This window comes from Allofranklinella schreckenbergeri, assembly GCF_003703475.1.
Taxonomy (GTDB): domain Bacteria; phylum Pseudomonadota; class Gammaproteobacteria; order Burkholderiales; family Burkholderiaceae_C; genus Lampropedia; species Lampropedia schreckenbergeri.
In genome coordinates this window covers 1-21,323 of record NZ_RDQM01000023.1, presented here as the reverse complement: position 1 = coordinate 21,323, position 21,323 = coordinate 1, and the positions used below count along the sequence as shown (strand labels likewise).

Below are 21,323 nucleotides of genomic sequence, written 5' to 3'. Positions count from 1 at the left end.
GGGTGGGGCAAGGCCCGTAGAATCGCCCGCCTATGTCAGCGCCTCATACCGATTCTCCCGACGATTCCCCCCACAGCGCAGCGGCGCCCGCTCTGCCGCCTTTGCGGCAGCGGCTCAAGCGGTTGGCGCCGTATTTTGGCCAGTACCGCTGGGCTTGGGCGCTGGCGTTGGTGGCTTCCATGGTGTCCGCCGCGACCGAGCCGATGATGGCCAAGGCCATTGGCTTTATTTTCGATAAGGGCTTTACCGAGGGCACGCTGGCGCTGTGGATGATTCCGGCCATCCTGGTGGGCATTTTCATCATCCGTGGCATTGCGCAGTTTCTGGGCCAGTACGCGCTGGCGCGCATCACCAACCACGGCATGCTGCAAATTCGCCGCTTGCTGTTCGAGCGCATGCTGTGCGCCGATATGGGCTTGTACCAAAGCCACTCGGCCAGCAAGCTGGCCAATACGCTGGTGTATGAGACGCAAACGGGCGCGCAGCAGTTGGTGCAGGCGCTGCTGACGCTCTCGCGCGATGGTTTTACCCTGCTGGCGCTGATTGGCTTTTTGCTGTATCTGGATTGGCCGCTGACGCTGATCGTGTTTCTCATGGTGCCCTTCATCGCCTGGGTGATGAAGCAGCTCTCGCGGCGGCTGTACAAAGTCACCAAACTCAGCCAGCAGGCGACCGACGAGCTGGCCTATGTGGTGGAGGAAAACGCGCTGGCCTATCGCATGATCCGCCTGCACCAGGCGCAAGCGCAGCAAAGCCAGCGTTTTGTGGGGTTGAGCCGCCAGCTCGAAGGGCTGGGCATTCGCAGCGCCATTGCCTCGGCGGCGATGACGCCTACCACCCAGGTGCTGGCGGCGGTGGCGCTCTCGCTCATCCTCTGCATTGCGCTGTGGCAAGGCCGCAGCACGGTGGGGGAGTTCGCCACCTTTGCGTTCTCCATGCTGGCGCTGATTGCGCCCATGCGTCGCTTGACCGACGTAGCCAACCCCCTCACGCGCGGCGTGGCGGCGCTGGAGCGCGGCCTGGCCTTGCTGGACCACGCGCGGGAGGAGGCCAGTGGCGCTTTTCAACTGCCGCGCGCCCAGGGGCGCATCAGCCTGCAAGGCGTGGCGGTGCAGTACCCAGGGCAAGCCCAGCCTGTGCTCAGCGCTCTGGACTTGGAGATCGCCGCTGGCGAAGTGGTGGCGTTGGTTGGCCCCTCCGGCGCGGGCAAGACCACGCTGATCAACCTGTTGCCGCGCTTTATCGAGCCATCGGCTGGGCGGGTTTTGCTGGACGGCCAGGCCCTGCCCGAGTGGGAGTTGCGCAACCTGCGCAGCCAGTTTGCCGTCGTCTCGCAAGACGTGGTGATGCTGCACGTCAGCCTGGCGGAAAATGTGGCGCTGGGCGCCGTGCCCGACGAGGCGCGTGTGCTGGCTTGCCTGGCGGCAGCCAATCTGGACGGGCTGGTGGCCAGCTTGCCGCAAGGCATTCACACCGTGGTGGGGCACAACGCCTCGCAGCTCTCGGGCGGCCAGCGCCAGCGACTGGCGATTGCGCGCGCGCTGTACAAGGATGCGCCGGTGCTGATTCTGGATGAGGCCACGTCCGCGTTGGATACGCAGTCCGAACGCCTGGTGCAGCAAGCGCTGCAGCGGCTGATGAAAGGGCGCACCACACTCATCATTGCCCACCGCCTGGCCACCATTGAGCACGCCGACCGCGTGGTGGTGATGGAGGGCGGCCGCATCGCCGAGCAGGGCAGCCACGCGCAATTGCTGCAACAGGGCGGCTTGTATGCGCGGCTGCACGCCGTGTCGGGGCAGGATGGGGTGAATCAGCCTTGATTTTTATATCAATTGGAAATATTTGATTTTGATTTGGGCTTGTTGGTGTTGAAAATCTGAAAAAATTAATGATTTTTGATTTGTAATTTTGTTTTTCGGGTCAAGAGCCATCAAAAAACGGCCTTATGCAAGCAGGTCTTGCCATAAGGCCGTTTTGCTTTTTCCCCTTGATGTGAAAACTGGTCAGGGCTACGCCCCGGCGGTTTTGAGAAACAGCTTGTAGGCCGGGTTGTCGCTTTCTTCCACGTAGGGGTAGCCCAGCGTTTGCAGAAATTGCTCGAACGCCGCGCCATCTTCCTGCGGCACCTGGATGCCCACCAAAATCTTGCCGTAATCGGCGCCCTGGTTGCGGTAGTGGAACAGGCTGATGTTCCAGCTCGGCTGCATCAGGCTCAGGAACTTGAATAGCGCGCCGGGCCGCTCGGGGAAGATAAAGCGCAGCAGTCGCTCGTGACTGGCCAGCGGCGCGGGGCCGCCGATGAGGTGGCGCAAATGCTCCTTGGCCAGCTCGTCGTGCGTCAAATCCAGCGTCTGGAAGCCGTGCGCATCCAAGTGCGCGGCGATTTGCGCCGATTCGCCCGCGCCGTTGGTGGACAGGCCTACAAACACATGCGCTGCATCGGGGCTGTTCATGCGGTAGTTGAACTCCGTCACGCTGCGCGCGGCGCCGGGCAGCTCGGCAATGACTTCACAGAATTGGCGGAAGCTGCCGCGCTCCTCCTTCATGGTCACCGCAAACAGGGCCTCGCGCTGCTCACCCACCAGGGCGCGCTCGGCCACGAAGCGCAGGCGGTCGAAGTTCATGTTCGCACCGCAGAGGATGGCCGCGTAAGTCTCCCCTTGACGTTGCAGCGCTGCGGCGTATTGCTTGGCGGCGGCCACGGCCAGCGCGCCTGCTGGCTCGACGATGCTGCGCGTGTCGATGAAGATGTCTTTGATCGCGGCACAGACCTCGTCGGTGCTGACGGTGATGTAGCCATCGACCAGGCTTTGGCAGATGCGGAAGGTTTCCTCGCCCACCAGCTTGACGGCCGTGCCGTCGGAGAACAGCCCCACATCGGGCAGCTCCACGCGGCGGCCTGCGTGGGCCGATTGCAGCATGGCGTCCGAATCGTTCATTTGCACGCCAATGACCTTCACCTCGGGCCGCACGGCCTTGATGTAGCTGGCCACGCCGGAGATCAGCCCGCCGCCGCCAATGGCGACAAACACCGCATCCAGCCGACTGTTGCCCAGCCCTTGCATCTGGCGCAGGATTTCCATGGCGATAGTGCCCTGGCCGGCGATGACGTCGGGATCGTCAAACGGGTGCACAAACGTCAGCCCCTGTTGCTGCTGCAACTGCACGGCGTATTGGTAGGTGTCGCTAAAGCTGTCGCCACTGAGCACCACTTCGCCGCCCAGGCTTCGCACCGCATCGATCTTCACTTGCGGGGTGGATACCGGCATGGCGATGACGGCGCGTACGCCCAGCTTTTTCGCGCTCAGCGCCACGCCTTGTGCATGATTGCCTGCCGAGGCGCAGATCACGCCGCGCTCCAGCTCGGCGGGCGTGAGCTGCGCCATCTTGTTGTAGGCCCCGCGCAGCTTGAAGCTAAAGACCGGCTGCTGGTCTTCGCGCTTGAGCAGCACCTGGTTGCCCAACCGCGCCGAAAGCTGGCGCGCCAGCTCCAGCGGCGTCTCCACCGCCACGTCGTAAACGCGGGCGGTGAGGATTTTCTTCAGATAATCGGCGGGCGTGAGGGCGGGGGCGGTCATGGTCGGGTGTGTTCGGTGGGGCAAAACGGCTCTAAGAGCCTGTTCAAAATCTTTGCACGGCGGCCAAGAGAGCGGATTTGGGCGGTCTGCTGCGTTGCAAAGCCTCGCCATAGCGGGCGCTATGGCTGTGTTTTGCGCCTTGCAGCCCATCCCAAACCGCTTCTTGCCCACTCGCGCCGAGATTTTGAACAGGCTCTAAGCACGCCGATGATAGAGCGCCGCTTTGGCCTGTTGGGCCGCTTCGCAAGCGTTTGGGCAAGAAAAAAGCCCCGCAGCCTGGTGAAAGGGAGCGGGGCGAATCCACCGTTGGAGAGGTGGAGGAGACAACGAACCGCCGGGCAAAACCGGCGACGGGCGCCATTGTAGGCGCAATTTGGCGCTAATGCTTTGGGCGCTGGAAATCAATTAGGGTTTTCACAAGGGATTGACATGGAATGCACAGTAAGTTGGACGGGCGCAACAGGCGCGCGCTCGGGCATGGGCTTTATGGCTGAAACCGGCAGCGGCCATGCGTTGATGATGGATGGCCCGCCCGATGCGGCCGTGCCCGAGATGGGGGGACAAAACCTGGCGCCGCGCCCGATGGAGCTGCTGCTGGCGGGTACGGGCGGCTGCGCTGCGTACGACTTGGTGCTCAGCCTCAAAAGCAATCGCTACGACGTGCGGGGCTGCACGGTCAAGCTCTCCTCGGAGCGCGCGGCCACCAACCCCAAAGTGTTTACCCGCATCCACATGCACTTCACCGTCACGGGCCAGGCCGTGCCCGCAGCCGCCGTGGAGCGCGCCATTGCCCTGAGCCGCGAAAAATACTGCTCGGCCAGCATCATGCTGGGGAAAACGGCGGAGATCACCACCAGCTTTGAGATTCAGGAGCCGTGAGCGCTCCCCGACACCCCCCGCACGGCGCATCATCGGCAGCCCCCGATGGTGCGCCGCCGCCCTTTATCGCGCCGGGCATCGTTGCCGTCCACAGCAACCGCACGGAAGACCTGGCGCGCATGCTGGCCGAATGGATGCGCAGCCACCCCTTGGGCGTGTTGGAGCAGGACGTCATCCTGGTGCAAAGCAATGGCATGGCCGAATGGCTGAAGATGGCCTTGGCGCGCGAACTGGGCATCAGCGCCGCCTTGCAGATAGAGCTGCCGGGGCGCTTTGCATGGCGCATGTACCGCCAGATTCTGGGCGCGCGGCAAGTCCCCTACCAAACCCCGTTGGATAAGCCCGACATGCTGTGGCGGCTGATGCGCCTGTTGCCATCGCTGCTGGCTGGCAGCGATGAAGTCGCCCATGAAGCTGGCGATGCCGGTGCCGCCAGCGTGTGGCAACCGCTGCGCCAAACGCTGGAAATGGCTGGCGCCAGCGCCGCCGTGCAGGGCGATGCGGGTGCGGCCACGCTGGCGCTCTACCAACTGGCCTTGCGTATTGCCGACTTGCTCGACCAATACCAGGTGTATCGACCGGATTGGCTGCACGACTGGGCGCAGGGGCGCGACGTGCTGGCGCGCATGGCGGGCGAGGGCAGCGCCCAGCCCGAAGACAGCCAAAGCCTGCCGTCTGCAGCCCGCTGGCAGGCGGCCATTTGGCGCGCGCTGTTGCAGTCGCTGGCGCAGCACGCGCCAGAGGGCTTGCGCAGCCGTTTGGGAGAGACGTCCCTGGCGCAAGCCATCCGGCCGCACCTGCACCAGCGCGCGATGGCAGCCTTGCGTCAGGGGCAGGTCGCAGCGCCGCTGCCCCGGCGGGTGGTGCTTTTTGGCGTTTCGCATGCGCCCTTGCCCATTCTCGAATTGCTGCTGGCCATGGCGCAGCGCAGCCAGGTGTTGCTGGCCGTGCCCAACCCCTGCAAGGAGTATTGGAGCGATGCGCTGGATGGGCGGGAGTTGTTCGCCCGCATGCAGCGCCAGGCGCGCGCCGCCCCGGGCCGTGTGGATTTGGCCAGCGTGCCACTGCATGCCATGCACGCGCATGCCAATCCGCTGCTGACCATGTGGGGGCGGCAGGTGCGTGACTTCGTGCGGTTGCTCGAGCATTACGAAAACCAGGATGCAGGCCCGGGCGCGCAACCGCCAGCGCACTTGCACCGCATCGATTTGTACGAGGAAGACGAAGCCGCGCCCGCACCGGGCCAAGCCAGTGCGTCTGTGCCCATGCTGCGCCAAGTGCAGCAACACATCCGGGATTTGACGCCACTGCCTGCTGAAACCGCTGGCCTCGCTGACCCCACAACCCATGAGGACAGCGGCGGCAACGCCATTGCGGCTGACCTTGCACTGGCGCCGGGGGATCGCAGCATTTGCTTTCAAGTGGCCCACAGCCCCGTGCGAGAGCTGCAAGCCTTGCACGACCATTTGCTGGATGTGATGCGCTGCGCCGCGCCGTCATCGGCAGGTCAGGGGGCCACCTCGCCGGTTGCGCCAAGGGAAGTCGTCGTCATGGTGCCCGACATTGGCGAATACGCGCCCTTGATCCGCGCCGTGTTTGGCCAGTACGACAGCCGCGACAGCCGCTACATCCCCTTCGACATCGCCGATTTGGAGGCCGAAGACGCCAGCACCTTGGTGCAGGCGGTGCAATGGCTGGCGCGGCTGCCCGAGCAGCGCGCGGGCCTGTCCGAATTAGGCGACTTGCTGGCCGTGCCCGCCGTGGCGCGGCGCCTGGGGCTGGATGCGGACGGCGTTGCGCAACTGCAAGACTGGATGCAGGGCAGCGGCATGCGCTGGGGCATTGACGCCGCCCACCGTGCGCGCCTGGGCGTGGCCCACATGGGCGAGCAAAACACCGCCTGGTTTGGCCTGCAACGCATGCTGCTGGCCTATGCCAGCGGCCAGCCGTGGCATGGCGTGCAGCCCTATGCGGAAGTGGGCGGGCTGGCCGCGCAAACAGTGGGCGCGCTGGCCTGGCTGGTGGATCGCCTGCAACACTGGAGCGAGCAATTGGCCACGCCCGCCAGCGCCGGGCAATGGGGGCAGCGCTGGCGCGCCTTGATGGCGGATTTTTTGGAGTCCGGCAGCGACGAAGCCGACCAGGCCGCCTTGGCCATGCTGGAAAAAGCCTTGCAGCAATGGCTGGACGCCACCTTGCGCAGCGCCACTGCGCCCCACGATGCGCAGCCGCTGCCCCTGGCCGTGGCGCGCCATGCCTGGCTTAGCCAGTTGGGCGCCAGCGGCGTGCCGCGGCGCTTTCATGCCGGGGGGGTGACCTTTTGCACCCTGCTGCCCATGCGCGCCATCCCTTTTCGCATTGTTTGCCTGCTGGGCATGAATGAAGGCGTGTACCCGCGCCCCGCCACGCCCAGCGAAATGGATTTGATGCGCCTGCCCGGCCTGTTGCGCCCGGGCGACCGCAGCCGCGCGCAAGACGACCGCCAGCTCATGCTTGAGGCCCTGCTCTCCGCGCGTGAACAGTTGCTGGTCAGTTGGGTGGGGCGCAGCGTGCGTGACAACACCAAGTGCCCGCCTTCGGTGCTGGTGGCGCAGTTGCGCGATTACCTCAGCGCGTGGTGGGGCGAGGCCGCCGTGCAGGCGCGCACGGTAGAGCATCCGCTGCAAGCTTTCAACCCGCGCTATTTCCTGATGCCAGAACAGGCCGAAGCATCGGACGCCGCCACCGCCGCCCTGCACACCTGGGCCTCTGAGTGGCAGCCCGTCGCGTTGGCGGTGGCCGAAGCGGGGGCCTCCACCCCCTCGTTGGCCATGCCCGCACCCGCTGGCGGGGCGGCCCAGGCCAGCGTGCACACCGCGGCCGACCCCCTTGTCTGGAATGTGCGGGAGCTGGTCGAAGTCTGGCGCAACCCCGCGCAGAAGTGGTTTGCCGCCCGCTTGCAAACCCGCTTTGCCGCGCTGCCCGAGCTGCTCAGCGATTGCGAGCCCTTGCGTGTGGATGGGCTGGAGCGTTGGAAGCTGTTTGATCGCTTGCTTCAGCACCTGCATCCATTGCTTGAAACGCCAGGCGCCAGCCTGGACGCGCTGCAACAGCATGTGCAGCACTATCTCAATGCCCTGCAACGCCAGGGCGAGCTGCCCGTGGGCCTGGTGGCGGAGCAATTGCAAGCGCAATGGATGCAGGATTGGCAGTTTTTATTGCAGCAATGGCTCCAGGCCGTGCAAGACCGCCCCCGGCGTTGCGCCAGCCGCCAGTTGCTGCAATGGCCGCCTGCGCAGGAGCAGTCCCAGGCGCAGGCCCGCGTACAGGATTGGGCGCCGCCCTTGCGCCTGCCCGCAGGCATGGATGCCGCCGCCGATGCGCCAAGCCTGCAACAGCACGGCCAGTATCTGGACGTCTTGCCCGACGCCTTGCAAGACCTGTACCGCGATGCGCCCTATCCGCTCAAGCTGAAAAAGCTGATCGCCCCCTGGCTGCAAGCCGTGCTGCTGTCCGCCTGCGCCGCGCCTGCCGCTGAGGGGCCAGCGGATGCGCCCGCCGCCGTTGCGCCAACGCGCATCCTGGCCTTGGACGTGGTGCTGGAGATCACCCCTTTGCCCCCCGGCCTGGCCCGGCAATGGCTGGCCGCCATCGTGGCGCTGGCCGATATCGCCTTGCGCCAGCCCCTGCCTTTTGATTTCGCCACCGCGCAAACCTGGCTGAAAGCCGTGACCAGCGCCCGCGCAGCGTCCGCCGACAAGGCGCTTGCCAAAGCGCGTGAAATCTATGAGGCCGATCCGCAGGCAAGCTTTGCCAGCAACCCCTATGCCACCCGCTTATGGCCCGATTTCGACGCCCTGCATGGCACGGGCCAATTCGAGCAGTTGGCGCAAGAGATGCTTGCCCCCTTGCTGCATTGGGTGGAGCACTACGTGTGCGTGGGCGCGACCAGGCCGTGAACACGCTCTAACCACCAGGCTGCACGGCGAACAAGTGCCAATCCCCTTCCTGGGTCAGCAATTGCAGGCTGGGGTTTTGGCGCAGGTGGGCTGCGTCTGCCGCGTTGCTCAGCACATGGCTGACGCCCAGCAGGCTGAAATCCATGCGCTGCGCGTGGATGCGCAAATCCACATGGTCGAGCGTGGGGGCGAAGATGGAGAAGGCCGCGCCAGCGGCCAGCTCCTGCGGCTCGGCCAGCAAGATGCGCAAATGCTGATAGCGGTGGTACTGCCGCGCCGCTGCGCCGCCGGGGTCAAGCTGCTGCCAAAAGCGCAAGGGTGGCTCGTAAAACGTGGTGTTGAGCACGGCCACCCCGGCGGCGCTCAAGGCATTGGCCCAGCGGTTCTCGCGCACCACCGCCACACGCGCGGGCGGGCCGCTGGCGTCGGCCGGGGCCAGCCACGGCGCGAGCGCGTCGGCCACGCGCACATAAGTGGGGGCCTGGCCAATGGGGTTGAAGGGCAGGGCGGCGGCGAGCGTCCACAGCGCATACAGCGCAATGGCGATGCGCCAGCGCGGGCCGATGAGCAGCGCGCCCAGCAGGCCCGCCAGCGCTACCATCAGCGCCGTTGCGCCAGCGGTTTGCCAGGCTTGCAAGGGGGCCAGCATGCGCGTGTGCAGCCACCAGAGCCAGGCGGCCAAACCCAGGCCGCTGGCCAGCGCCAAGGCGCGCAGCCCTAGCGGCCATGGCGCGGCTGAGGCCGTGCCGGAGAGGGTGGCGTTGGAGAGGGCCGCGCTTGGCAGGTGATCGGGCCGATGCTGCGCGCCCACCCACCAGGCCAGCAGCAGCGTTTGCGCCAGGCCCAGGGCGGCATCCAGCCGGATCACCGGCACGCGCGCCCACAGGCTGGCCTCGCTGAGCCAGGCGGGCAACCCCACGAACATGAACAGCAGCGCAAAGCCCACGTACGCCCACAGCGCCGCCAGCAGCGCGGGGCGGTGCATGTGCGCGTGCAGCACGCGCTGGCCTGCGGGCAGGCACATTGCCAGCGTGGCGGCCAGCAGCGGCAGCAGCACGTACAGGAAGCTGCCCGAGTCGCTGGGAATGGCCCAGAGCGAGGACTGGAACATGGTGATGAAGTTGCCCATGCCTTTGGCCAGCGCCCACGGGTCGGCGTAGCCGCCTACCTCGGTGCTGCGCTGGCCGGGATAGACGCTGGTGCGCATGGCCTCAATGGCGGCCTGCCCGTCCAGCCACCAGGCGCCCAGCAGCGCCTGGGCGACGAGCGCCGCACACAGCAAGCCCAGCCACTGGGCGCTGCCCCAGCCGCGGCGCTGGCGGCTATGCCAAAACCAGGCCAGCGCCAGCGGGGCGAGCAAATAGGCCAGCGCGATTTGCCAGCCCGGGTAGAGCACCAGCACAAAGCCCGCAGCGGCCCAGCCCAGCAGCAGCCCCCAGCCTGCCGCCGCCCACAATGGCGTGGCAGAAGAAGCCGCATGGGGGGCATGGGCAGCGTGAGAGCGGCGCAGCCACAGCCGATCGGCCGCCAGCAGCCCCACCACGGCAAAGCCGGTGAGGTAAGCCGGCCAGCCGGAGAAGGAGACGCTGTAGGGCGAGAAGGTGTAAGTCGCGGCCAGCACCGCCGCCCAGCGCCAGGGCGTGCCCAGCCAGCGTTGCAGCAGCAGCCACAGCGCGCCCAGGCAAAGGAAGTAGGGCAGCCACCAATCCCAGGCCAGGGCGCGGCGCAAATCCAGAAAGAAAAAACCCCAGGTGGCAGGCTTGGCCAGCGCGGCCAGGTTGGCGACGGGCGCGCCCGTCATGCCCACCACATTCATGTTCTGGCCGTGCAGGCCGTGCAAAGGGTTAATGGCCGCCATCGGCTCAGGCTGGGTGGTTTGGCTGATAGCCAGCGGGGTGACGACCAGCCACTCATCCGTGCGCGCCGTTTGCGCCACGCCCAGGTAGGGGCGCATGTCGTGGGTGACGGGCGCGTGCTGAAGCAGCAAGGCCAGGGAGGAACCCGTCCATCCCCCCGCCACCAGCAAGGCCAGCGAGAGAAGCAAGCTGCCGCCAAACAGCGCGCGCTGGCGCGCCGGGGGCAGCAGGCGCGCGCTGCGGATGCCGCTGGGTAGCGCCAACGCCAGCAGCGGCGCCAGCAAGGCCAGCGCCAGCAGCCAGCGCGCGGCGGGGGCGGGGGCATTGGCCGGTGGCAGATCGAGCTGGAAAACGCCGGGATCGCCGCGCAGCGCAAACTGCGCGCCATCGCCGCGCTGGATGTGCACGCGCAGCGTGGCCGGGCCGGAGGGCAGGCGCTCGGGCCACAGCGCAGGCAAGGCGATGGGCAGCTCAAAGCCGACGTGCAGCCATTCGGGGTGGCCGGTGGCGCGGGCCACATCGGGGCGCGGGTACAGCAGGCCCAGGCGGCCGGTGTACAGCGGCTGCTCGCCCAGCCAGACATGCGCCAGGGTGATGAAGGCATTGGGCTGGGCAGAAACGGCCCAGCCTTTGAGCACCAGCGTGCGCTCGGGGGTGAGGGTGACGCTTTCCAGCACGCCCAGCCCAATGCCGGACTCGGCCAGCGCCGCATCCCAGGGCGAGGGCGCGGCCGGATCGGGGAGGGCCCCTGGAGAAATGGCGGGCGTGTGCGCGTCAGGCGCGCTCGCCAGCGCGGCAGCGGGCGGGCGCATCGGCGTGGCCTGGCTGGCGGAGGCGAGCCACAACAGCGCGCACAGCCACAGGCCAGCCCAACCCAGCCAACGCAGCCACCCCAGCCAGGGCCGCCAGCACTGCCCCGGGGGGCGGGCAGCAGGGGCGCAAGGCGAGGGCGATTGGGCTGGCATAGGCGGTTTTCTCCTTATTTTTACAAATCAAAAGGAAATAAAATATGCCTATTTCGGCATATTGGGTGTAAAAGGAATTTTCTTTTGATTGGTTTTCTTCAAGGGTTGCCCCAAAAGCGCGGCGCTTGGTCCCACAAGTGCCAGGCGGCGTTTTTCTCGGCCATCAGCCCGTCCAGTCGGGCGAACAAGGCGGCGGCCAGGGCCTCGGCGTCGTCGAAAGCGCCCAGCGGCTGCATGCGCACAAAGCGCTGGCCGGTGAGCAAGTCGATGCCGGTGATGTAGTAGCACACGGGGATGCGCTGCTGGGCCATGAGCTTGAGCAGCGCGCGCGGCACCTGCGTGCGCTGGCCGGCGAACTCCACGCTGATGCTGCTGCCGGCGCGGTCGGCGGGCACATCGGCCACCACCAGCACCTGCTGCTGCGCGCGCAGCGCTTGCAGGATGGGGCGCAGGCTTTGCGAGATGTCCACCGGCGCCTGCCCCAGCGCCTTGCGCACCTGCTGGATGCGCCAGCGCGCGTAGTGGTAGAGCAGCGGCCGGCCAGGGAAGTGGCTGGGGTTGAGCGCCTCGATCAAGGCCACGGGTTGCAGCCCGGCGGCGCGCGCGTGGTGCAGCCCCCACATGCCCGCGCCCCAGTGGAAGGTCACGAGCACGGCGGCCTGGCCCGGCGGCGTCCATTGCCCGCTCGCTTCCAGCCAGTGCGCCATGTAGCGCCGGGGGTTGCGGGTGAGCGAGAGGTACATGTCGGCATGGTCCACCAGGGTGACCAGTCGCCGCTCGGCCTGCCAGACGTGCTGCTGCTCGGGTTGCACCTGGCCGCGCGCCAGCGCCTGCTGCCAGGCCGCTTCCACGGTGGGGCGGTAGGGGTAACGCCAATGAAAGGCCAGCCAGCGCAGCACGGCAAAGGCCAGCCGCCAGGGCAGGATGGCGGCCAGGCCGGGCAGCAAAAACAGCTCGATGGCGTCGCGCCGGGCGCTGGCGCTGAACCAGTCGCGCCAACGCCAGGGGCGCAGCGGCTGCGGTTGTTGCGGTTGGGGCGCCGGCTCGCTCATGCTGCGTTCTCCGGCTCGGCTGGCGTGGCTTCCCAGCGGCGTGGCAGTTGCACCAGGCCGGGCGTGGTGTGCGGGTTGCTGTATTTGAAGATCAGGCATTTTTGCCATTCTTCATAGACGACCAGCCCGGCGGCATCGAACAAGTACAGCCCCAGCACGTATTCGCCGGTGTTGAGCGGCAGGTCGGGAAAGCGCAGGCTGGCGCGCCACAAGCCATCGGCGCTGCGCGTGGGGGTGAAGCCATCGCGGTGGCTGAGCACGGAGGTGATGCCCGCGCCAAAGTGCTGCTCCAGCATCACGCCGAAAACGGGCTGCTCGCCCTCGGGCACGCGCACGCGCATATGCACCACCAAATCGGCGCTGGTGAGCTGGCCGGCAGCATCCAGCCCATCGACGGTGAAGCCGACGATTTGCGCGGGCATGCCGTTGTGCGGGCGGTCGATGCCGTTGTAGCCCGCGCCTGCATCGGGTGTGCCGGGTGCGCTGGGCGAAGCAGCAAGCGTTGTTGCGCCGTCAGGTGCAGATTGCGTGACCTGGGCCGAAGTGCCGCTGGCCTGGCGCAAATGCTGCTCGTAAGCGGCCAGCACGTCAGAGGTTTCGCCCAGGGCGCGCATTTGCCCGCCATCGAGCCACAAGGCCACGTCGCACAGCTCGCGGATGTGGTAGGGGCTGTGCGAGCAAAACAAAATGCTGCACCCGTTGCGGCGAAATTGCTCGATGCGCTCGATGCACTTTTTCTGGAAAGCCTGGTCGCCCACCGCCAGCGCTTCGTCGATGACGAGGATGTCGGGCTCCACCGCCGTAATCAGCGCAAAGGCCAGCCGCACCACCATGCCCGAGGAATAGGTTTTCACCGGGCGATCGATGGCCGCGCCAATATCGGCAAAGGCCAGCACCTGCGGCTCCAGGCGCGCCATCTCCTCCTGGCTGATGCCAATGAGGCTGGCGCCGAAATACAGATTCATGCGCCCGGTGAAATCGGGGTGAAAGCCCGCGCCCAGCTCCAAAATTGCCGTCAGGCGGCCCTGGCGCACGATCGTGCCCTGGCTGGGGCGCAGCGTATCGGTGATGAGTTTGAGCAGCGTGCTCTTGCCCGCGCCGTTGTTGCCCACCAGGCCCAGGCACTGGCCGCGCCGCAGCGTGAAGGAGACATCGCGCAGCGCCCAATGGCTGTAATGGTTGGCGCGGCCCGTCAGCAGGCTTTTGAGGCGCTGGCGCGGCGAGGCGTATTGCTTGTACTCCTTGCTCACGTGCTCGACCTGGAGCACCACCTCGCCCGCCGCCGGGGCGGCAGGGGCAGGGCAGGAGGGAGCAGGCGCGGTCGCTGTGGCCGATGTCATGGCCGATGTCGTGGTCGCTGTCGTGGTCGCTGTCGTGGTCGATGTCATAGCCAATCCACCAATTGATCGCGGCTGCGCGCCAGCACCACGCTCAGCGCCGCCGCCGCCAGCGCCAGATGCGCGCCCAGGCCCAGCCACACCGGCCAGGCGGGCCACTGGCCTTGCAACAAAATGCTTTGGTAGCCCAGCGCCAGCGGCGTAATCGGATTGAGCCACAGCAGCCAGCGCCAGCGCTCGGGGAACATCGCCAGCGGAAAGAGAATGGGCGCGGCAAACACGCCCACGGAAAACACGAAGCCCACCACCTGCGCCACATCGCGCAGCGCCGCCACCAGCACCGCCAGCACATAGCCCAGCAGCCAGGCCAGCAGCACCTGCAAGCCCATCAGCAGCGGCAGCGCCAGCAACGCCGCCGCGCCCCCTTGCGGCCCGTACTGCGGCCAATAGGCCAGTGCCACCACCACGAACAGCGGCGCAAACACCAGCGCGCTCGACAGCACGCTGCGCGTGGGGAACAGCACCGGCGGCAGCGGGTTTTTTTGCAGCAGGCTGCCCGCCTCCACCAGGCTGTGCATGGCGCGCTGGGTCATCTCGGAAAACGCCATCCAGGCCAGCATGCCCACGACGAGGAAGGTGCCCACCCGCTGGGCCGGGGCGCTCTCGCCCAGGCGCATGGCAAAAATCAGATCGAAAACGACGAAGTAGCTGGCAATCGTCAGCGCAGGCTGCACCCACGCCCACAGCACCCCGCCCGCCGAGCCGGCAAAGCGTGCCGACAAATCGCGGCGCGTGAGCACCCGCAGCAGCGCCCGCATGCGCCAGAGCACGGCCAGATCGGACAACAGATATTTCATGAAGGTCAATACATGCCCATACCGCGCGCGAGCCGCCCATCCACGGAGTGCGCCCGCGCGAAAAAGCGGCAAGTGTAGTCGCTTGCAGGTGCGGGCTTTTGGTGGCTTATATTACAAATCAAAAAGATAAAAAATAACCATGTTTAGGCATGATATCATTTGTTTTTATTTTAGTTTGATTTGTAATATTGGAGATTTTTGATGGGCGCATCCTGCCAGGGCGGCCCGTCCATTGCAGCGCCCGTCCGGTGCCCCAGTCCGGGCGCGGGCGATGCGGCAAACGCCATTACACTTTTGCCCCATCGGCACGGCGCAGGCATCCCTTGGGAGCGCGGTGCTTTCTTTTTTCCTTTCAGCCTTTGAATTTTTTTCGGATCTGCCATGAGCCAAGCCCTGCAAACCCTGATTGAAAACGCCTGGGAGGAGCGCGCCTCCTTCTCGCCCGCTTCTGCCCCCGCCGATGTGCGCCAGGCTGTGGAGGAGGTGATCGCCCAGCTCGACACCGGCGCGCTGCGCGTGGCCACGCGCCGGGGCGTGGGCGATTGGGAGGTGCACCAGTGGGTGAAAAAAGCCGTGCTGCTGTCCTTTCGCCTCAACGACAACGCCGTCATGCAGGCGGGCGATCTGGGCTTTTACGACAAGGTGCCCACCAAGTTCTCCGGCATGAGCGCCGATGCGCTGGCCGCCACCGGCGTGCGCGTCGTGCCCCCCGCCGTGGCGCGGCGCGGCAGCTTCATCGCCAAGGGCGCCATCCTCATGCCCTCCTACACCAACATCGGCGCCTATGTGGACGAGGGCACGATGGTGGACACCTGGGCCACCGTCGGCTCCTGCGCGCAAGTGGGCAAAAACGTCCACCTCTCCGGCGGCGTCGGCCTGGGCGGCGTGCTCGAGCCGCTGCAAGCCAACCCCACCATCATCGAGGACAACTGCTTCATCGGCGCGCGCTCGGAAATCGTCGAAGGCGTGATCGTGGAGGAAAACTCCGTCATCTCCATGGGCGTATACATCGGCCAGAGCACGCCGATCTACGACCGCACCACGGGCGAAATCAGCTACGGCCGCGTGCCCGCCGGCTCGGTCGTCATCAGCGGCAGCCTGCCCAAGGATGGTGGCAAATACAGCCTGTATGCGGCCATCATCGTCAAGCGCGTGGACGCCCAAACACGCGCCAAAACCAGCCTCAACGACCTGCTGCGCGATTGAGGTGGCGCGGCGCAGCTTCGGTGTCTTGTGTGTGGGGGCGCTACGTTCGGCCGAGCGCACGCCCCGGCCAGCGCCAGCCCAGCACCATGCCCGCCGCGCCCAGCAGCACCGTGGCCCCGCCCAGCCATTGCAATGCGCTGGGCCGCTGGGCAAACACCACCATATCCACCGCCAGCGCCACCAGCGGGTATAGAAACGACAAGGCCCCGGTCACATACGTGGGCAGGCGCTGAATCGCCCCGTACAGCAAGATGTACATCAGCCCCGTATGCACCACGCCCAGCGTGAGCAGCCAGGGCCAGCTTTGCGCCGCCATTGGCGCGCCGCGCAGGGCGAACGGCCACAGCAGCGCCGCGCCCACCACCGCTTGCACCAGGCTGATGAGGTGCGGTGGCATGCCCGTCAGCCGCTTGGCGATGAAGGCTGCCACGGCATAGCAAAACGCCGCGCCCAGCGCCATCGCCACGCCGGTGAGGTAGGCCCCATCCTGACCGCCAGGGCGGGCCTGCACCAGCAAGCCCACGCCCGCAAACGACAGCAGCAGCCACCCCCAGCGCGCCCGCCCGGGCCGCTCGCCCAGCAGCAGCGCGCCCAGCGCCACCAGCATGAACGGCTGGGTGTTGTAAACCACCGTGGCAATGGAAATCGAGGTGCGCGCATACGCGCCAAACAGCAGCAGCCAATTGCTCACAATCGCCACGCCTGCGCAGGCCGCCAGCGCCAATTGCCGCCCATGCAATACGCTGCGGCGCAACTGCCCCAGCCACCAGCACACTGGCAGCAGCGTGGCCGCGCCAAACAGGCAGCGCCAGAACACCACTTCGGCCACCGCCCGGCCCGAGGACACCACCATCCAGCCGATGGTGCCGGAGATCACCATCGCCGCCGTCATCTCCAGGCTGCCGCGTCGTTGTTCGTTCATGAAAGTCGGTCCCAAGGGTGTTGCACAATGCGCGCGGCCCCATCGCTGCCAACAGCGCGGCCTGCAATATAGAGGGGGTCGGGCGGATCAAACAGTCGATAAAAAAGGCTGTTTCGCTGAAATTTTTTGGAAAGAAAAGATTTTTTGCAAAAAAACGATGCTCGACGAAATCGACCGCCAATTGCTCATGCTGCTGCAAGCCGACGCCCGCCTGCCGGTCAAAAATCTGGCCGAGCGCGTGGGCCTGTCCGCCCCGGCGGTGGCCGAGCGGCTGCGCAAGCTGCAAGAGCGCGGCGTGATCCGCGCTTTCACCGTGCAGGTTGAGCCGCGCGCGCTGGGCTACACCCTGCAAGCGCTGGTGCGCATCCAGCCGCTGCCAGGCCAATTGAAGGCGGTGGAAAAGCACCTGCAAGCCTTGGCCGAGCTGGCTGAGTGCGACAAGGTCACGGGCGAGGACGGCTTTATCGCCCGCCTGCATCTGCGCTCCATCGAGCATCTGGACTTCCTGCTCGAAGGCATTGCGCCTTTGGCCCAAACCCATTCGGCCATCGTCAAATCCCAACCCGTTGCGCGGCGCTTGCCGGGGTTTTGAATGCAAATCAAAGGAAATTTTTTATCCTTGTTTAGGCAATTTGATGAATAAATTGAATTTACTTTGATTTAAAAATAAGGGCAATAGCATGCAAGCCATCTGGGTCATCCTCGCCTCCTTGCTGTATGCGGGCATGTTGTTTGCCGTGGCCTGGCTGGGCGACAGGCATGCGCGGGCGTTGCAAAGCCCGCGTGTGCGGCCGCTGGTCTATAGCCTGGCGCTGGCGGTGTATTGCTCCTCGTGGACGTTTTACGGCGCCGTCGGCACCGCAGCGCGCTATGGACTGGGCTATTTGCCTATTTACCTGGGGCCGCTGCTGATGTTCGCGCTGGGCTGGCGCATGCTGGAGCGCCTGGCGCTGGTGGCCAAGAACCAGAATACCGTCTCGATTGCGGACTTTCTCGCCTCGCGCTTTGGCCGCTCGCCCCGGCTGGCCGCATTGGTGACGGTGATCTCGCTGCTGGCGGCGGTGCCCTATCTGGCCCTGCAATACAAGGCCGTGGCGGCGAGCTTGCGGGTGATGAGCGGCATCGATGCCGCTTCCAGCGCCTGGGGCGATCCGGCGTTTTACGTCGCCGTCATCATGGCCTTGTTTGCGATTTTGTTCGGCACGCGCCAGGTGGATGCCACCGAGCACCGCCCGGGGCTGATGCTGGCCGTGGCGCTGGAGTCGCTCATCAAGCTGCTGGCGCTGCTGGCCGTGGGAGTGATGGCGCTGGGCTGGTTCAGCCAGCGCGGCGGCAGCGCCACGCAGGCCATTGGGCAACTGGTGGCCAGCACCACGCCGGTGGGTTTCTGGGCGCAAACGCTGCTGGCGTTTGCCGCCATCATTTGTCTGCCCCGGCAATTCCACGTGGCGATTGTGGAGTGTGGTGACGCAGGTGACATCCGCCGCGCGCGCTGGTGGTTTGGCGCTTATCTGGCGCTCATCAGCCTCATGGTCTTGCCCATTGCGGCAGCGGGGCTGGCGCAGTTCGGCGCGGTCGCGCCGATCACGGTGGCGCCCGACAGTTTCGTGCTGGCGCTGCCGCTGGCGGCGGGGCACGAGTGGCTGGCGCTGGTGGCCTACATCGGCGGCTTTTCCGCGGCCACGGGGATGGTGGTGGTGGTCAGCGTGGCGCTGTCCAACATGGTCAGCAACGATTTGGTGATGCCGCTGTTGTTGAGTCGGCGCTGGCGGCGCGAGCCGGTGCAGCCGGGGGCGCTGGCCGAAACGGGCGATGCACGCGATGGGCACGATGGGCGCGAGCCGGACGACGCCCCCGGCACAGACCCCGCCGCGCCGCAAGGCCAGGCCCTCGTGCACACACCGCTGGTGTTGTGGGTGCGCCGCGCAGCCATTGTGGTGCTGGCGATGCTGGCCTACGCCTATTCGCGCGGCATGGGCCAGCAAATGCAATTGGCCAGCCTGGGGTTGATGGCCTTTGCCGCTGTGGCCCAATTTGGCCCGGCTTTGGTGGCGGGGTTGTACTGGCAGGGCGCCAGCCGCCGGGGCGTGAAGGCAGGGCTGGCAGCCGGTTTCGCCGTGTGGGCCTACACCTTGTTGCTGCCCAGCCTGGCCGAGGGCGGCTGGATGGGCACGCAATGGGTGGCGCAGTGGGTGGCTTATGGCCCGCTGGAGATCGCGTGGCTGAGGCCCTACCAACTCTTTGGCACGGTGGGTTGGGACAGCATCACCCACGCCACCTTCTGGTCGCTGCTGGCCAATGTGGGCGCGATGCTGCTGGGGTCGCTGCGCTGGCGCCCCAGCCTGGCCGAGCAAATGCAGGCGCGCCCCTTTCTGGCGCCGTGGCAAGCGACCCCTGCGCCCGATTTGACGGCGCTGGCCGCAGGCGAAGCCCTGCCCTGGGCCGATAACACCACGCGCCGCCTGAAGGTGCAGGATTTGCAATGGGTGGCCAGCCAGATCGTGGGTGCGCAGGCGGCGCAGCGCGCGTTCGAGGAGCACGCCCAGGCCCAGGGGCAAACGCTGGCGGCCAGCCAGCCAGCCGATCGTGCCTGGCTGCACTTCACCGAGCTGCTGCTCACGGGCGCGGTGGGCGCGGCGTCGGCGCGGTTGGTGATGACACGTGCGCTGCAAGGCGCGGGCATGGAGCTGGCCGCCATCGTCAGCGCGCTGGACGAGGCCGGGCAGGAGCTGCGCTTCAACCGCGACATCCTGCTGGCCATGCTCGAGCACATCGACCCCGGCATCAGTGTGGTCGATGCGCAGATGCGCCTGGTGGCGTGGAACCGGCCTTACGAGCAGCTTTTCCAATACCCCTCCGGCATGCTCTACGTAGGCCGCGATGTAGGCGCGCTGATCCGCTACAACCTGCAACACAACCCGCTGGGCCTGCCCGGCTTTGCCCAGCCGCCCGCCGACATGCAGGCCGAAGTGGACAAGCGCGTGGCCCTGATGCGCGCCGGGCGCAGCTACACCTATGTGCGCGAGCTGCGTGATGGGCGCTACATCGAAATGCGCGGCCACCCGCTGCCGCACGGCGGCTACGTCACCAGCTACAGCGACATCAGCGACTTCAAGCAAGCCGAGCGCGAGCTGCGCAACATCAACGAAACGCTGGAGCAGCGCGTGGCCGAGCGCTCGCAGGAGTTGGCCGCCGCGCACGAATCGCGCTCGCGCTACCTCACCGCCATCAGCCACGACGTGCTGCAACCCGTGCACGCCGCGCGCCTGTTCGCCGCCGCCCTGCGCGAAGAGCAGCAGCCGCAGCACATGCGCCACCTGGCCGAGCGCGTGGATGCCTCGCTCAACGCCGCCGAAGACCTGCTCGACGGCGTGCTCGACATCTCCCGTCTGGATGCAGGCGCCATGCGCCCCCAATGGCAGCGCTTTGCCATCGTCCCCATGCTGCGCGAGCTGCACGCGCAATACGCGCCGCTGGCCGCGCAGCGGCAACTGCAATGGCGCTTGGCCTGCTCGCAGCGCCAAAGCCTCATCGTCCACAGCGACCCGCGGCTGCTGCGGCGCGTGCTGCAAAACTTCGTCGCCAACGCCCTGCGCTACACCCAGCGCGGCGGCATCTTGCTCAGCGCCCGCATCCAGGCAGGCGGCCTGCTGGTGCAGGTGTGGGATACCGGCCCCGGCATCCCCGAAGGCCACCTGGCGCGCATCTACGAAGAATTCCACCGCTACCAGCAAGTCTTTGACTGGGATGGGCGCGGCCTGGGGCTGGGCCTATCCATCTGCCAGCGCATCGGCAGGCTGCTCGATCACCCCCTCTCGGCGCGTTCCATCACCGGGCGCGGCAGCGTCTTTGCCATTGCCGTGCCGCTGGTCGAGGCCAACGCCCCCCAGCCCCCCGACCACGCTGCGCCAGCCAGCCGCCGCCTACCCGGCGCCGCCGCCCCCGGCAGCGCCGCCGCGCCAGCCACTGCGCCCGCGCAAGCCTCGCCCGCAGACCTCAAGGGCATGACCGTGCTGTGCCTGGATAACGACCCCGAAATCCTGCAAGGCATGCAAACCTTGCTCACCCGCTGGGGGGTGCAGGTGCGGCTGGCCTCATCGGTTGAACAAGCCCTGCAACTGGCGCGGCAAACCCCGCGCCTGCACTACATGCTGCTGGACTACCACCTGCACGAAAGCGCCACCGGGCTGGACGCGCTGGCGCTGCTGCGCGCTATCCACCCCCGCGTGCCCGCCGCCCTGGTCACCGCCGATGGCAGCGACGAACTGAAACAAAAAGCCAGCCAGCGCGACTGCGCGGTGCTGACCAAACCCCTCAAGCCCGCCACGCTGCGCGCCTTGCTCATGGCCTACGCTGCGGGCCATTCAGATACTTCTGCGTCAATTTAGAATTCTATATCTTCAAGCAAATTTAGTTCAATATGAATTTGCCTAAATTGCATGAATTCATTTCTTTTGATGTATAATAGTGGCTTGTGTGAGCGTGGCAGAAAAAGGCTGTATTCGGGTTTCTCCTAGCGTCACAGCCTGACGCAAAGGAAGCCTTATGAATAGGCGCTTCATAAGCGGATAGTTACAATCTGTGCCATGAAGATGAGGGAATCCACGCAGCACGCAGCACGCAGCACGCAGCACGCAGCACGCAGCACGCAGCACGCAGCACGCAGCACGCAGCACGCAGCACGCAGCACGCAGCACGCAGCACGCAGCACGCAGCACGCAGCACGCAGC

Annotated in this window: 13 protein-coding genes; 6 read left to right on the top strand and 7 right to left on the bottom strand. The window is 66.4% G+C overall.

The window, feature by feature from the left end:
* Positions 1-32 precede the first annotated feature (32 nt).
* Positions 33-1,823 carry a lipid A export permease/ATP-binding protein MsbA gene (gene msbA, locus EBQ26_RS12235; RefSeq protein ID WP_122239519.1) on the top strand — a complete coding sequence of 597 codons (1,791 nt, stop codon included), beginning with the start codon at positions 33-35 and terminating at the stop codon, positions 1,821-1,823.
* A 189-nt stretch (positions 1,824-2,012) separates the two neighbouring features.
* On the opposite strand, the gene ilvA is transcribed toward msbA, so the two are convergent.
* Positions 2,013-3,581 (bottom strand): threonine ammonia-lyase, biosynthetic, encoded by a 1,569-nt coding sequence (ilvA, locus tag EBQ26_RS12230; protein ID WP_122239518.1) that lies wholly within the window; start codon positions 3,579-3,581, stop codon positions 2,013-2,015.
* A 429-nt stretch (positions 3,582-4,010) separates the two neighbouring features.
* On the opposite strand from ilvA, the gene EBQ26_RS12225 reads away from it, so the two are divergent.
* Together EBQ26_RS12225 and recC are read left to right on the top strand one after the other, a co-directional pair.
* Positions 4,011-4,460 carry an OsmC family protein gene (locus EBQ26_RS12225; protein WP_122239517.1) on the top strand — a complete coding sequence of 150 codons (450 nt, stop codon included), beginning with the start codon at positions 4,011-4,013 and terminating at the stop codon, positions 4,458-4,460.
* Positions 4,457-8,398: an exodeoxyribonuclease V subunit gamma gene (gene recC / locus EBQ26_RS12220; RefSeq protein WP_122239516.1), complete on the top strand. Its 3,942-nt coding sequence runs from the start codon at positions 4,457-4,459 to the stop codon at positions 8,396-8,398. The genes EBQ26_RS12225 and recC overlap by 4 nt, the downstream gene beginning before the upstream one ends.
* Before the next feature lie 7 nt (positions 8,399-8,405).
* Here recC and EBQ26_RS12215 read toward each other — a convergent pair whose 3' ends face one another.
* The 5 genes from EBQ26_RS12215 to EBQ26_RS13115 all read right to left on the bottom strand — a co-directional run bounded on the left by EBQ26_RS12215 (position 8,406) and on the right by EBQ26_RS13115 (position 14,848).
* The gene (locus EBQ26_RS12215) at positions 8,406-11,219 is read right to left on the bottom strand and encodes a DUF7657 domain-containing protein (protein WP_122239515.1); all 2,814 of its coding nucleotides are present in this window, start codon (positions 11,217-11,219) and stop codon (positions 8,406-8,408) included.
* A gap of 98 nt (positions 11,220-11,317) precedes the next feature.
* Positions 11,318-12,271 (bottom strand): lysophospholipid acyltransferase family protein, encoded by a 954-nt coding sequence (locus EBQ26_RS12210; RefSeq protein ID WP_122239514.1) that lies wholly within the window; start codon positions 12,269-12,271, stop codon positions 11,318-11,320.
* A complete protein-coding gene (locus EBQ26_RS12205; protein ID WP_238944363.1) occupies positions 12,268-13,659 on the bottom strand; it encodes an ABC transporter ATP-binding protein in 1,392 nt (463 codons plus the stop codon). Before EBQ26_RS12205 ends, EBQ26_RS12210 begins: the two co-directional genes overlap by 4 nt.
* The gene (locus tag EBQ26_RS12200) at positions 13,656-14,465 is read right to left on the bottom strand and encodes an ABC transporter permease (protein WP_122239512.1); all 810 of its coding nucleotides are present in this window, start codon (positions 14,463-14,465) and stop codon (positions 13,656-13,658) included. The genes EBQ26_RS12205 and EBQ26_RS12200 overlap by 4 nt, the downstream gene beginning before the upstream one ends.
* A 170-nt stretch (positions 14,466-14,635) precedes the next feature.
* Positions 14,636-14,848 carry a hypothetical protein gene (locus EBQ26_RS13115; RefSeq protein ID WP_238944362.1) on the bottom strand — a complete coding sequence of 71 codons (213 nt, stop codon included), beginning with the start codon at positions 14,846-14,848 and terminating at the stop codon, positions 14,636-14,638.
* Here EBQ26_RS13115 and dapD point away from each other — a divergent pair.
* Positions 14,847-15,671, top strand: a complete 825-nt coding sequence (gene dapD / locus EBQ26_RS12195; protein WP_122239511.1) for a 2,3,4,5-tetrahydropyridine-2,6-dicarboxylate N-succinyltransferase — start codon at positions 14,847-14,849, stop codon at positions 15,669-15,671. The two genes, EBQ26_RS13115 and dapD, sit on opposite strands and share 2 nt — an antisense overlap.
* A 40-nt stretch (positions 15,672-15,711) precedes the next feature.
* Here dapD and EBQ26_RS12190 read toward each other — a convergent pair whose 3' ends face one another.
* Positions 15,712-16,593 (bottom strand): DMT family transporter, encoded by an 882-nt coding sequence (locus EBQ26_RS12190; RefSeq protein ID WP_122239510.1) that lies wholly within the window; start codon positions 16,591-16,593, stop codon positions 15,712-15,714.
* A gap of 157 nt (positions 16,594-16,750) precedes the next feature.
* Between EBQ26_RS12190 and EBQ26_RS12185 the strand changes: the two genes are divergently transcribed.
* Positions 16,751-17,185 (top strand): Lrp/AsnC family transcriptional regulator, encoded by a 435-nt coding sequence (locus EBQ26_RS12185; RefSeq protein ID WP_122239509.1) that lies wholly within the window; start codon positions 16,751-16,753, stop codon positions 17,183-17,185.
* Positions 17,186-17,273: 88 nt separating this feature from the next.
* Complete coding sequence (locus EBQ26_RS12180) at positions 17,274-20,981, top strand: hybrid sensor histidine kinase/response regulator (RefSeq protein WP_122239508.1); 3,708 nt, start codon at positions 17,274-17,276, stop codon at positions 20,979-20,981.
* The last annotated feature ends 342 nt before the right edge of the window (positions 20,982-21,323 follow it).

Coding starts and splice junctions, on each gene's coding strand:
- msbA (WP_122239519.1), top strand. CDS start 33: ATGTCAGCGCCTCATACCGATTCTCCCGACGATTCCCCCCACAGCGCA.
- ilvA (WP_122239518.1), bottom strand. CDS start 3,581: ATGACCGCCCCCGCCCTCACGCCCGCCGATTATCTGAAGAAAATCCTC.
- EBQ26_RS12225 (WP_122239517.1), top strand. CDS start 4,011: ATGGAATGCACAGTAAGTTGGACGGGCGCAACAGGCGCGCGCTCGGGC.
- EBQ26_RS12215 (WP_122239515.1), bottom strand. CDS start 11,219: ATGCCAGCCCAATCGCCCTCGCCTTGCGCCCCTGCTGCCCGCCCCCCG.
- EBQ26_RS12210 (WP_122239514.1), bottom strand. CDS start 12,271: ATGAGCGAGCCGGCGCCCCAACCGCAACAACCGCAGCCGCTGCGCCCC.
- EBQ26_RS12205 (WP_238944363.1), bottom strand. CDS start 13,659: ATGACATCGACCACGACAGCGACCACGACAGCGACCACGACATCGGCC.
- EBQ26_RS12200 (WP_122239512.1), bottom strand. CDS start 14,465: ATGAAATATCTGTTGTCCGATCTGGCCGTGCTCTGGCGCATGCGGGCG.
- dapD (WP_122239511.1), top strand. CDS start 14,847: ATGAGCCAAGCCCTGCAAACCCTGATTGAAAACGCCTGGGAGGAGCGC.
- EBQ26_RS13115 (WP_238944362.1), bottom strand. CDS start 14,848: ATGGCAGATCCGAAAAAAATTCAAAGGCTGAAAGGAAAAAAGAAAGCA.
- EBQ26_RS12190 (WP_122239510.1), bottom strand. CDS start 16,593: ATGAACGAACAACGACGCGGCAGCCTGGAGATGACGGCGGCGATGGTG.
- EBQ26_RS12185 (WP_122239509.1), top strand. CDS start 16,751: ATGCTCGACGAAATCGACCGCCAATTGCTCATGCTGCTGCAAGCCGAC.
- EBQ26_RS12180 (WP_122239508.1), top strand. CDS start 17,274: ATGCAAGCCATCTGGGTCATCCTCGCCTCCTTGCTGTATGCGGGCATG.